Annotated in this window: 17 protein-coding genes and 1 pseudogene; all 18 read right to left on the bottom strand. The window is 29.9% G+C overall.

The window, feature by feature from the left end; genetic code table 11:
- Entirely contained in the window at positions 1-1,086 is a 1,086-nt protein-coding gene (locus NYE73_RS07590) for a PD-(D/E)XK nuclease family protein (RefSeq protein ID WP_340815381.1), read from the bottom strand.
- A complete protein-coding gene (locus tag NYE73_RS07585; protein ID WP_340815380.1) occupies positions 1,064-2,083 on the bottom strand; it encodes a hypothetical protein in 1,020 nt (339 codons plus the stop codon). Before NYE73_RS07585 ends, NYE73_RS07590 begins: the two co-directional genes overlap by 23 nt.
- 11 nt (positions 2,084-2,094) lie before the next feature.
- On the bottom strand, positions 2,095-3,567 hold the full coding sequence (locus NYE73_RS07580) for a DnaB-like helicase C-terminal domain-containing protein (protein ID WP_445668866.1): 1,473 nt from the start codon (positions 3,565-3,567) through the stop codon (positions 2,095-2,097).
- A gap of 6 nt (positions 3,568-3,573) precedes the next feature.
- A complete protein-coding gene (locus tag NYE73_RS07575) occupies positions 3,574-4,128 on the bottom strand; it encodes a hypothetical protein (RefSeq protein WP_340815376.1) in 555 nt (184 codons plus the stop codon).
- Between the two features lie 70 nt (positions 4,129-4,198).
- Complete coding sequence (locus tag NYE73_RS07570) at positions 4,199-5,194, bottom strand: AAA family ATPase (protein ID WP_340815374.1); 996 nt, start codon at positions 5,192-5,194, stop codon at positions 4,199-4,201.
- Positions 5,195-5,286: 92 nt separating this feature from the next.
- Positions 5,287-6,534, bottom strand: a complete 1,248-nt coding sequence (locus NYE73_RS07565; RefSeq protein ID WP_340815373.1) for a hypothetical protein — start codon at positions 6,532-6,534, stop codon at positions 5,287-5,289.
- A 216-nt stretch (positions 6,535-6,750) separates the two neighbouring features.
- A complete protein-coding gene (locus NYE73_RS07560) occupies positions 6,751-7,383 on the bottom strand; it encodes a hypothetical protein (RefSeq protein WP_340815371.1) in 633 nt (210 codons plus the stop codon).
- Positions 7,380-7,814: a hypothetical protein gene (locus NYE73_RS07555; RefSeq protein WP_340815370.1), complete on the bottom strand. Its 435-nt coding sequence runs from the start codon at positions 7,812-7,814 to the stop codon at positions 7,380-7,382. The genes NYE73_RS07560 and NYE73_RS07555 overlap by 4 nt, the downstream gene beginning before the upstream one ends.
- Before the next feature lie 14 nt (positions 7,815-7,828).
- Complete coding sequence (locus tag NYE73_RS07550; RefSeq protein WP_340815369.1) at positions 7,829-8,002, bottom strand: hypothetical protein; 174 nt, start codon at positions 8,000-8,002, stop codon at positions 7,829-7,831.
- 81 nt (positions 8,003-8,083) lie between these two features.
- Positions 8,084-8,650 carry a hypothetical protein gene (locus tag NYE73_RS07545; RefSeq protein ID WP_340815368.1) on the bottom strand — a complete coding sequence of 189 codons (567 nt, stop codon included), beginning with the start codon at positions 8,648-8,650 and terminating at the stop codon, positions 8,084-8,086.
- 37 nt (positions 8,651-8,687) lie between these two features.
- Positions 8,688-9,074, bottom strand: a complete 387-nt coding sequence (locus NYE73_RS07540; protein ID WP_340815367.1) for a hypothetical protein — start codon at positions 9,072-9,074, stop codon at positions 8,688-8,690.
- Between the two features lie 50 nt (positions 9,075-9,124).
- Positions 9,125-9,391 (bottom strand): hypothetical protein, encoded by a 267-nt coding sequence (locus tag NYE73_RS07535; RefSeq protein WP_340815366.1) that lies wholly within the window; start codon positions 9,389-9,391, stop codon positions 9,125-9,127.
- Complete coding sequence (locus NYE73_RS07530; RefSeq protein ID WP_340815365.1) at positions 9,378-10,283, bottom strand: hypothetical protein; 906 nt, start codon at positions 10,281-10,283, stop codon at positions 9,378-9,380. Before NYE73_RS07530 ends, NYE73_RS07535 begins: the two co-directional genes overlap by 14 nt.
- 171 nt (positions 10,284-10,454) lie before the next feature.
- Positions 10,455-10,763, bottom strand: a pseudogene (locus tag NYE73_RS24690) (hypothetical protein); the annotation flags it as partial.
- Entirely contained in the window at positions 10,655-11,638 is a 984-nt protein-coding gene (locus NYE73_RS07525) for a hypothetical protein (RefSeq protein ID WP_340815363.1), read from the bottom strand. The gene NYE73_RS07525 and the pseudogene NYE73_RS24690, both read right to left, overlap by 109 nt.
- 151 nt (positions 11,639-11,789) lie before the next feature.
- Positions 11,790-12,248: a hypothetical protein gene (locus NYE73_RS07520; protein ID WP_340815361.1), complete on the bottom strand. Its 459-nt coding sequence runs from the start codon at positions 12,246-12,248 to the stop codon at positions 11,790-11,792.
- A gap of 39 nt (positions 12,249-12,287) precedes the next feature.
- Entirely contained in the window at positions 12,288-12,557 is a 270-nt protein-coding gene (locus NYE73_RS07515; RefSeq protein ID WP_340815360.1) for a hypothetical protein, read from the bottom strand.
- Between the two features lie 41 nt (positions 12,558-12,598).
- A complete protein-coding gene (locus NYE73_RS07510) occupies positions 12,599-12,799 on the bottom strand; it encodes a hypothetical protein (protein ID WP_340815359.1) in 201 nt (66 codons plus the stop codon).
- Between the last annotated feature and the right edge of the window lies 1 nt (position 12,800).

Below are 12,800 nucleotides of genomic sequence, written 5' to 3'. Positions count from 1 at the left end.
TTAAAAGCTTTTCTTGTATGGATTCTTTTGATTATATTCTCTAATAAATGGGCACGTTTTTCTGTGGCTGCATAATGTATTACAATAAAATGTGCCTTCTTTATCAAAATCTAAAGGCTTCCATTCACTTTCATTATGTATATCTTTATTTTCAATTTCTTCAATTGTATTGATTACGTAATCCTCTACTTCTTTAACTACTTCTTCAGTAGCTTTATATTCAACGAAACAATCCTCTAACCAATATTTATCCTTAATAACATTAGGTAAATTATCAAATGAATTATTGGCTTCAGCATTCATTAAAGCTAATCCTATTTCTAATTCATCCAATCCTGACTTGATCATTTCCTTTTCGAATGTGGTTTTCATTTCTTTAATTAACTTACCACGATTGACCATCTTCTTTTTGATATTGCCATTCTTTAATTTCCAACAAACATTTATGTATTTGAGCATAGCCCATTTAATTTCATTAATATTGATATTTGATGTGTTTTCTAATCCTAATTTATAAATAACTAGCTGCCTACCTGCTTCGAGAAGTTTTGATCCTGTAAATTTACTTGAAGTTTTCCAATCTACAATGTTCAATGTATCATCTAATTCTTGAATTGCATCAATATATCCCATTAAATAATACTCGCCAATTTTTGTTACAAACATCTTCTCTAGTGTAAAATTACCATCTAACTTATTGAAGTTTTTAGTGAAGTGTTCCATATCTTTCACAAATGAATTCTTAATTGTTTCACTCGGAAAATCTAAATCCATAATTTCTAGCTCAAGTAATTTTGTATGTAACTTCTGTGTGAAATCAGATGTATCTTTAATATTTTCACGATACACACTCTCAATGTATTCATGAATTGTAATACCAACTTCACCATAGCAATTATTAATTCCACGATTCTTTTTTATATATGTATTGTAATACTCGAAACTACAACCATTGAATGTATTTATCCTACTTATTGAATAAACAGTTTTCCCATCTTCTCGTAATTGTTTTACTAATTCTTCTTCTTTTTCATTATTTATTTTCTTAATTAAAATCAGCCCCTTATACCTTTCTAGTGCATTCAACTATTAACTTTTTAAACTTCTCCAATGGTAAATCGGACGGACTCATTTTTGATCCTTTAGGTAAGTATTTATTTTCTGCATCATATATGTATCCTACTTCATTTTCAAAGAAGGTATCAATTTTTAATTGTTTAGCCATATTGCGTGATACTTCTTCGGATAATCCTTCATCAAGACCAACAATAATTCTTTTTGGGAACAATGATTTAATATTATTTGCTTGAAAAGTACTAAGAGAACTCCCTCCTAGTCCTAAGCCAACATTTACTCCCATTGACTCTAGCTTCATTACTCCTTTTTCTGGCTCAACTATAATAACTAATTCTTGTTCTTGTATTGATCTGTAATTCTCACTAAATCCAAATATAGTCTTACTTTTAGGGAATGAGATGATTGGTAGGTACTTATTTTCATACTCTTCTATTTCTTCTTTATTTAACCTACCCATGATTCCAACTATTTTACCTTCTAAATTTCTCCACGGAACAATTATTCTACCTGTTGTAACATCATATCCTACATTGTATTTCTGTTGTACTTCGTAACTTATCCCATCTTTCAAAAACCTTTCAGAAGGTAAAATTAAATAATCATCAAGTATTGATTCGTCAAAAGTTTCAAGATCATCGAAACTATCATCAACTAAATTTAATATTTCATTAAAGAATCCATCGAATGGTAAAGTGATGTCCTCGTTAATGTCTTCAAAATTTATTAATCTGGACAACCTATCTATTGTTTTTGTAAAGGAAAGGTTCAATTTTTCACTTACTAAAGTAATAATGTCACCTTTAATCCCTCTAGAAAAGCAATCAGATGACAATGTAGATTTGTTAACTCGAACCGAAGTAGGATTACCTCCTTCTTCCCAAGAACATCTATATTCATTCCCTTGATTGAATTCTCCATTAATATCAGTAAATCCTGAATCATTAAGTATTAATTCAATTAATTCTTCATTATCTATAATCTGTTGTTTTAATGCGTAAATGTTCAATTAGTCACACCCTATCTATTCTGGTGCTTTGGATTACAGTACCCTATTTCCTTCCATTGATTCCACTGACCGTCGAATCTTGAAATGACACAAATATCATCCTCATCATTTCGTGTTTTATCTAGAAACATGAGACGATACCTTTTTTCTTTGTCTAAAGTAATGTACTCTTTACTTCCTGTAATTTTCCCGTTTTCATCTTTTATGTATTTCCATGCTTTAACGTCAAATTTTTCTCCAGTATATTCGTCATCCCATAATTTTCTCATCAGGATTAATTCAGAAACAACTTCCTTAACTCCTTTTGCATTGGATAATGTAGCAGCAGTTAAATAACGTGTATTTTCCATATAGATCGCTAATTGCATGGTAATGATGATGCAGATATCTTCCTTCTCTGCTACCTGAAGTAGCTGTTTTGATGCTTCTATTAATTCACCAGTGACTTTATCCGAAGCAGCGTTTTCTGATTTAAAAGTATCGTAAACTATATACCCAAATCCTCTTTTAGCCATCTTACGAGCAATACGCTTTACGTCATCTACACTATAGTCAAATATTTTTACAAACTTAATTCTTCCTTTATAATGATCATCTATGTATTTTTGAGCTTCTTTAATTTTTTGTAATTGTTCATCTGTATATGAACCTAACTTTTGTTTCTTTCTGGTCAATCCAAAATAACCTAACTTTTGAGATAAAACTGTGGCAAGAAAGATATGTCTCCATGCATCAATATTCATTTCATTTGCAATAATTGTTAATTTTTCTCCACTGTCTAAAATAGGCAACATGTATGAATTAACTACATAACTACTCTTCCCTGTACCACTAAAACCTGCAAATATTTGTACATTAGAACGATGTAAACCCATAGTATGATAGTTCATGATTGGTGATGTTGAATGATAACTCAATCCTCTTCCTGCTCCTGAATTGTTTCGCTCAATAAAGTCATCACTAATATCTAAGTCTACAATTTGTACGCCTGACCCCCTACCCAAGAAAACATTATCTAATTGGTATTCATAATAATCGTAGAGTTGCGAAGTAGTCATTTGTTTAAATTTGTCCAACTCGCTTAGTACATTGAATCCTTTGTCATATAAACTAATCAACATATTACTTTTTGATAATGCATCATGGTATGATTCAATGTTATTTGAATTAAGAATCTTGCACATCTTGTCAACAGTCTTGAATCCACCTTTTAAACTAAATTCTTCAGCTAATAATGGATTGTCTTTTAAATATGTAAAAACTGACGCATTGTCTAATGATTTATACTCTAACTCTTTCATTTTATGAGCAATAGAATAGTAAAACTTGGAATCATCAAGTAATAATTCTTTACTAGGATTAAACTCTGAATAATCATCAAACAATTCAGGATCTTTCCATAAGCAAAATACAAACGATGCCTCAATGATTTTTCTAGTATCCACTAACTCACTAGGATAATTACTTAATACTGTCACTAACATTCCTCCTTAAAAATCATCTTCTAAGAAGTGAGATATGTCTTTTTTATTCGTGTTGTTTATTACTGTAGTATTTGAAACTTCATCAAATAATTGAACATCCACACTCTTCTCACTTACTCTATCAATTTGCTTCTGATTTCTTTTAAATTCTAAATAAATATCATTCACGCTACCTTCGACTATTGTCATTACATAACATGTAGCATGAAATTCACTGGTGAAGTCTTTATTCTTGATTGCCCAAGAAAGAACCTCATAGTTATTAACGAAAGCCTCTTTTACGACTGATACTGGATAGAAATTAAGAAGCTTTGATACTCTTCCATTTAAAGTTTTTGGGAATACCATTCCTGTTTCATAATTATAGATTTCGTCCATGATCCATTTCATCAGACTGTTTCTTTCTTCTGTCTCTGTTTGTTTTTTAGCCTCATTCATTTCAAATAATTCGTATTCAATCTGATTACAAAAGTATTTATTCCTTCCTTTAATTACTTCCTTATGGAAAGATTCATTCGTCCCATCTTTTTTACAGTACGTGCATTTAACTTTTCTAGCCATTATTATGTACACCTCATTGTTATAGATGTAGGAGGAGAAATTAATCTCCCCCCCCATATTTAATTATGTATTATTTAAATTGAGCTAATGTAGCTTCATAAACTGAAGTCAATGTAGTATCAACTGCTTTAAGTGACACTTTATTTTCAGTCATATATGTAATAACTTTCTTCTTAATTTCATCCGTAGTATTATTTGATTTTTCTAAGATTTCACGAGCTAATTCTTTATTTCGCTCTACGTTTACACCAACAATAGGGTTCTCTTTTTCATGATCTTCTTGTTCTAATGCTTTCTTGTCTTTATCTAAATCTTTAGTTAATGAAGATGAAATAGTGTCTGCATCTTTACGTCCCTCTAAATGACTCTTCCAAATATCATACGAAGGATTTTCAAATACATCGCCAACTTTAGTAACTCGTGTACGGTCTTTCTTAATTACACCTTTATATACTTCGTTCCCGTTCTCATCTTTTTCAATAAACAAATCAATAATGATATCGTAATCATATTCAGAATTCTTCGGCATAACTGGTTTTTCACCAATTTTAACAAAGTTTTCGCCTACTTTTTTCTTAACATCTTCAACTTGAGAAACCGAAATGATATTTACTCCTTTAGCTGATAAGTCAATTTTTAGGTTTTGTAGACGTTGTGCGACTTGCTTAATACGCCCCCATGAACGAACTGAAAGGTTAGTATCATTAACGTCTCCACCCTTACTTACGGCTCGTCTTTCTTCAACGTCTAAGCATGAATGTTGTAAGTTTTGATAGAATTTAGTTTCAGAATCAATCACTAATGTTGCAATCGAATTTGGATCATCTTCTAACATCTCTTCAATTTCAGTAAACGTGGATTCTAAGTCAGAAACAGACATAGTGTTATCAATTACAACAATGTTTTCTCCCACTTCAGTTCCTTCATATAAAGCTAAACCTGCTTCAGAATCTAATGCGGCAATCTTTGGGAATGATAGACCAAATAATGATTTACCAGTACCTGTATTTCCTGTTGTTAAAACTTTTACACCGATTTTTTTTGTAGATGGTTTACGTAATGCCATAAATTAATTCCTCCATTATTTTATTATTCATATTAATATGATTCAGTAAGAACTTCTCCTACTCAAATTATTATTTACTTAATTATTGATTATTAGAATGGCAAATCATCAGGGTTGATATCAAATGGATTAGATTCTGTCTCTTGAGTCACTTCATTTTTTACATCTGAAACCATACTTCCTCGTTCAATAGCTTTATATTCTAATGCAGATAGTTCGTAGTTAGTTTCAATTGCTCCTTTAGTGAAGTCTGCATTTTCTCCCAAATTCTTAATTTTTGGGAACAATAATCGAATTTCATTTACATTATCACCAAACGTTTGTCCTTTAGGTTTAAAATCATTTAATGTAGCCATACCAATATCAATAAGCTGCTTTTGATCTTCTGTTAGATTTGCTTCAGAGAAATCACCAACTTCAGATCCATTTATTACTTTTGCAGAATAGGGTAGTCGGAATACTTTTTTACCTTTTACCGTGAAAAACTTTTCAACAATTTCAACATGAGCTTTATGTTTAGGATTACCTTCTAAATCGTAATCTTTTGCATTTAACACTGTTGTTAATGGGAAGAATACGTCTTTTTTATATCCTGAGTCATACGCTAAAATATATGTATTAAAAACTTTCACTTTATCTTTTTTGAAACGAGTGTCATTGATTACATCTTTACCAAAATATAAGTCTAAATCTACAAGTAATTGATTAGGAACTTCTTCATCTACCAACTCCATAATTGACGGTACGTAATTTGTATAGAATTTACCATTCCAATGCGATACTTGTACTTCACCTTTAATCTTAAACTTTTTACCATTTAATTTTTCTGAATGTTTTTCTAAAAATTCCAAAGCATCTAGTTCATGAATAAATTCATAACGGTGTGGAGCTGTTGACTTCAACTCTGAATATAATCCTTCTAATTTCAGCTTATCTTCATCAGTTGCATTTTCATTATTTTCAATTGTCCAAATGTCTCCACGTAATTTGTAATATTTTTCTTTAACTTGAGCATCGGTTGTTAGATCAATAATTGTTTTACTGAAATCTGCTACTGAATTTACAATCGTAGGAATATGACGGTCATCCCATGCAACTTCTAACTTACTACCTTTTTCTCCAAACATTCCTTTAGTGAATGAGAAAACTTTATCAGGTTTACCTGCTGATTTGTAATATCCACCTTCTAAAGATAAAAATACTCCATTTTTTGTTGACTCATTTAATACTGCTTTTAATTCCTTCTTTGTCCAACCAGAAGTATATTCGTTAGTTTTTACAGGCTCGCTCATAAACTTTAAGTTCCCTACAAATTCAAAAGTGTTATTCAGTTTTACCATATAAATAAATCTCTCCATTTCAATTATGTATTTTGTTTATTAATTATCGAACCAATCACAATGTACCTAACTAAAGTTTAAATAATATTAGGATTTTAATGAGAACATTTGATGAGTTGAGAACATGTGTTATTTTAATATTACCTAACAATAAATAAATTTTAATTATTTACATCGTTCATGGCTCGATAGTTTAACTAGCTTATGTATCATATCTTACTTATCTTCAATAAAACAATCATTTTCATCTAAACCTTCACGTTTAAAGTAATACTTACTCCTTTTATTCATCCAAGGAGGAGTTTTAATTTCTTTCCATTGCTCTTTGTTCAAAATACTATTTTTAACTACTTTTACTACTTGTTTCTCATACTCTCTTAATCCAATATATTCATTACCTTGATCAATGGCTTTAGCAATCTCTGACAATATAAATGCATCTGTAACATTATCGCTTGGATGTTTATATCCCCATCGTCTTTCTATTGGTGCTACCATTGTCTTTTTAGAAGAGTTTCCATTTCCAGTTGCAAATTTCTTTAATGTTTTTGGGGCTACGTCATAATAAGTGAATCCTGCATTATATAGATGCTCTCTTATAATCCAACCTACTCCAAATTGATAATCGATTCCTTGACCTAATGAATTATAACTGAAGTTTTCAATACAGATGATATCTGTTTTTATGTTTAATTTCTTAATTATCTCCTCAGCAATATAAATCATTCTTTCTGGGTCTTTCTTGTATGTATAAAATAATTCAGTTTCTACTACAATCTTACCTTTTTCATCCTGTATAAAGAAACCTGTCATTGATGATGGGTCAATTCCAACATAACGCTTTGTCAATCAGCATCAACCTCATCTATACTTTCTTCTCCGTCTTCAGTTGATTTCTTTCTCCCCCTACCCTTTGTAGATTCTCCTAGGTCAACAGTGATATGTTCAGTAAGATGGTCTGACACTTCTTTCGCCACCTTATCAATATGTACAATAGCTTTATTAATTGCTTCTGTTAGATCCTCTACTTGGTTTAAATCTTGTTCACTCAAATTTTCTAGAAATTCTTTTTCAATAAGTCGTTTACCTAATGCTTTGAGGTTTCCAAAGTAACTTGCATTTTGTTTGTTATAAGCAAATTCACCACTACCTTCAGTGTTTTTACCTCTAGAAATTTTCTTCTCATACCTATTCATTAATGCAAAATTCAATTTATCTACTGCGATCCTGTGCTGCGAAGTAATCTGGACTTCATTTTTTTCTAATGGAGATTCAACCATTTAATCACCTTACTTTATGTATTTTTATTTATAATATCATTCTTCATAAAATGTAATTCAAGTAGCAGCTTTTTGATTATCTTACTACACCAAACAACATCCTCACGATTAAATTCTGTCTGCTCAATTAAGTAATCTAATTCGTCTAAAATTTTCTGCTCATCTTCATAAGTTAAACGCCTGACCATTGTCCTCACTCCCTTTCTTAACTATATTCTTATTATACCACCAACATTTTTTATTTCAAGTATTTTTATGTATTTATTTATTTAATTTTCTAAATCAGATTTAGCTGCGTTTAATTCCTTTTGTAGTTGTTCAATTCTTTTTTCTATGCTACTTACCTTTTCTAACTTCTTCTTATACAATAACTCCTTTTCATAATCTGTCAACCACTTCTCTTCTAATTCCCATAAATCACGCTCATAACCTTGAAACTCATGATTTAACATCTTTACTTCTTTAACGATAGATACCTTTGGTAAACTTGCATCACAAAGGATTCCACAACAACCTTTGTCTGAAATATAATCTTCGTCTTCAGGATTACATTGACAATAATTTCCTTGCATATTTCCCAAATCTAATTCAATTGTATAGGAAATAGGATTATGCATTTCATAAATTTCAAGCCATCCATTCGAATAAGGATCGTCTGTATCTGCATCATTATAATCAATTTGATATTCTTTTTCATTGTAATGATTTAATAGATCTTTCATTTCTGAATATGATTCTAGCTGCAACAATGTTTCATAATACGGAATCAGCAATTCCTTAGTTTCCTGTTCTTGATTAAGAATATAACTCTTTAAGTCATCATAAAATTTATGCATTTATCTTCCTCCAATTTTTATAAAATGTGATTATTATTTAGAAATAAATTAATGTAGGTTCAGTATCTTCTTCATATCGACTATATCCAACAAAACCACTTGTTTTGGAATAGCCTTTAATCCAATCTAGGAATAGCTCAATTTCATTTTCATAATTTTTTAGATTACATTTTATAACTAAGAAATATGAATTGATAATTGAGTCATATTGTAAAGCACTATTACTAAATCCATCAAAATAATAACTCCATGAATTTAACATATACCTCCATCGATTTGAAACTTTAAATAATTTATGATCTGGAGGAGTTACGTGATCTTCGTCACTGTATCGATTCATCATAAACTTTAATGTATTGATAACCTCACTTGGTACATCTTCGTTCAATTCAATTGATAAAACTAACTCAGTATACATTCCCATTCTTCATTTCTCCATTCTTTTTATGTATTTTTATAAAACTGAAATTTTATTTAAACTTTAACCCACTTCAATACTTTAACTTCTTTTAACTCAACCTCATCACATTCCACCTCATCTTCATATTCCCAAGGACGTTCATCTTGCATTTCAGTAGCACCTTCACTGTAATACGTTTCATAAAACTTACCTTCATGTTTAAAGATAATTCGATGATGAATACTCCATCGAGAAGTATCAGTAATTTCATCAAGTACAGCACTACTCGGTAAATCCAATTCATTTTTTAGATAATCCTTATGTAGTTTAATTGTTGTCATCAAAAATCACTCCTGTTCCTTTACAACATTCGCATTCAGTTAATGGTTCGTTGATCTTTGTAATAAGTTCATTTAAATATGTATCAATATTAGATAGCAACTCTTCATAACTGTCGCCTTCAAATGGCGTAACAATTGTATAATCATTGTATGATTTAGGTGCTACTTCAAAAACTGTTACCTCCCTGCTACGTTGATATCGGGTTTCATACTTAGGCTTTCTACGTTTATGCATTAAATTAACGTCTACTCGATACTGTCGTGGCTCATACAATTCAATTTTCTTCTTAACCGTAAAACAGAAATCGTAGTCACTTGTAATAACTGCATACTTGGAATCAATATTATTTTTAACAAAATCACGAATTATTTTATACGATTGTTCATGTGTTAGCTTACATGGTTTCAAAGGTAATAATTTTGGATGAGTTTGAATTTGATCTAAAAAGTTGTATTTAGGAGTATACTGAAGTTGTTTCATTTCAAATTCTCCATCTACTTCCTCAATTACATTTACTTCGAATTCCACATCTTCAAAACCTTCTTCAACCTCATCGTACTTATATGTATATAGACCACGTACTTCCTCATAGTTATCATCAAAATCAGAATAACTTATGATTTTTGGAGTTAAATCACCCTCTGGATAACCCTCTTTTAATTCATAACGCTGATTAATTCTTGATTTAGGTTTAACTTTTTCTATTTTCTTAGGCATTGAATTAATTTTTAACCAATTTTTATCATAAGTACGTTCTAATTTTTGACCATCAAACAGTAAATCTGAAATCTTGGTGTGAAAGTACCCTTCATTATTTACGTTATCAGAAATATAATTGTTACTTTTACTTGTAATCATGATTAGTTTTAATTTATTCGTTTGTTTTTCCAATCAAAACACTCCTAATTTTATGTATTTATTATTTTATAAAAGCAGATTATTATTTAATTAGAATAGGATAAATTTATCTTCTTCATCTGTATTTCCAAGCCACTCTTTCCATTCTGCTTCTGGTACTTCTCTAACTACTTTGCATTTTGTAGCCTTGATTTCACACATATTGTCGTCAATTACATCCGACCCATTAATTTCTACTTCAATTAAAACACTATCATTATTGCCATAATAAGATGAACTTTTTAATTTATTTCTATGATTAAAGAATAACTTACCGTCTCCACCATATGTATTTTTATTATATTCTTTTTCAGCCTTTGCTTCTTCTCCAACTACATACTTAAATGATGAACGATAAAAGCTTTCTAATGATTCTCTTGATTTTTTAACAAATTTATAGAATTTTTCACCTTTATAAAACTCATCAACATTAAGTTCAGATGTTTCTTTTTCAGAGTCATATTCTCTCCTAATACTTCACCATTAATAACTCGATATTTGTTACCATCTTTTAATGTAATAGTAAATCTTTCGCCTTTATCTAAATCATCTAAAATATCATCAATGTTATAGTCAATCGGACGATATTCTTTAAAGTAATTTTCTGATTTAGAGAAGTTTGCGATTCGATCAATAACTAGTTGCAAATCAAACTCTTCATCTTTTACATCATCAAATAATCGATCATAAGATTCACCATACATATCACCTAGCTGCTCTTTTAGCTCATCATAAGATGTAATATTCAATTTCATACAAGTCATCAGAACACGGAAATACTCTGCTTTTGAGATTTTATATCCTTTATTTTCATACTTCTGTGTACGAATAGCTGAAATTAATGGATAACTTGTATTTGAATTAAACCGTAAAATACGTTGTGAATTATGTTTAAGGAACTCTGGATGTAAAATGAATTCTTCAACTTCAAAATCATACGCACCCATACAAACTGTAAAATCATAAGTATTAAAAATTTCTTCAACTTTCTCATATGTACGGTAGTGAATAATCTGTACTAAAATCTGCTCATCTATATGTTTCTTAATGAATTGCGTAGCTTTCTTTGTGTGGGATACTACATGATTACCTGATAAAGTTTGTTCAGCGAATAAGTAGAGTGAATTATAATCACGGAAATATACATCCACATCATTGATATCCTTATTGGTGAATAAGCTTGAAATCATTCCACCCGCAATAATTGCTTTCGATTTCTTTAAGGAGTTATATAAGTCTTGACCTAAGTATGCCTTCAGTTTATTCTTTTCAAATGTAAAATCGAATTGACTACTTAAAATATCTTTTTTAATTTCATTGTATTGATCTTCAGTTAAAGTAAATTGCACTATACACCATTCCTTTTTTTATGTATTTTATTTATTTAAGTGGGTTAAAATCTTTAACTCCATCTAACTTGTTATACTCAGCAATTATTGTTTCAACTTGTTTCCTAAACTTCTCTGGAAATCTATCATTCTTGCCATAATTTTTACTCAACTACCTGAAATCACTTTCTACTTTTTTAAAATATTCTGCTTCTGTAAAAATCCTATCACCATATTTATCCTTACCTAACATACTTACAGTAAGTCTCGTATGCTTATCTTCTCTTTCTTTTATGTATACAAAACCCCATTGATTAAATGATCCATCTTTACTTTCTTTATATCTGGAAGGGATTAAGTATAAATCATTATCAATTATTTTAAACTCAAATTCTTCGCTGAAACCATTCATGAATTCTGGAATAATAACTTCTTTACCATCAATAATTTTAGATTTAAGTCTACTTTTATTGTACCTATCGTATTCTTCACTCCAAATTTTACTCTTAATCACTCTCAGCGCTTTAGATAATTCATTATGTAAATATTTATCTTCATCATTGGATGTATTATATGTGTCTCGAAAAGTTCTGATGTTGTCTAACTGCTCTTTTAGATACTCAATATTCAAGTTAAACCTCCTCATTTTTTTATAATACGTGTATTTTATTTAATTAATTTCACTATAGAAGTCCCATTTTACACCTTTGTCTTTGTACTTGAACCCACGATTGCCGAATATTTCATTTCCATATCGATCAATTCCTGTTCTATCAACATATCTTGCTCCAAAGTCAATTACAGTACTTGCTTCAGGATGCCAATCACCTTCACTTATTAGAATTTTATTTTCATCTAATGCGATAATTTTTGTTCCTTTTGGTACTTTCTTAGGTGTAACTGGTCTAATTGGTTTTATAGTTAAAGTTGGCTTATCCATATCTATCTCACTCCTTTTAAATGATATCGTACTATTATTTATTATTTTTCAGTTCCACAAAACTCAATATATGACAAGTATCCTTTGCAACTTTCTGTATTTGGCTTTAAAATAAATTCATTTGTTTCATCAAAATGATCATCCATACTTTCACTAACACAAATTTTTGAATCCTCGCCTTTAAATAATTCATACTTAGGATGCCACATGTTCCAATAACAATCTTTAACATTACATTTCATA

Source organism: Lysinibacillus sp. FSL K6-0102 (genome assembly GCF_038003545.1).
GTDB lineage: Bacteria > Bacillota > Bacilli > Bacillales_A > Planococcaceae > Lysinibacillus > Lysinibacillus capsici.
This window is presented reverse-complemented; position numbering and strand designations above follow the sequence as displayed.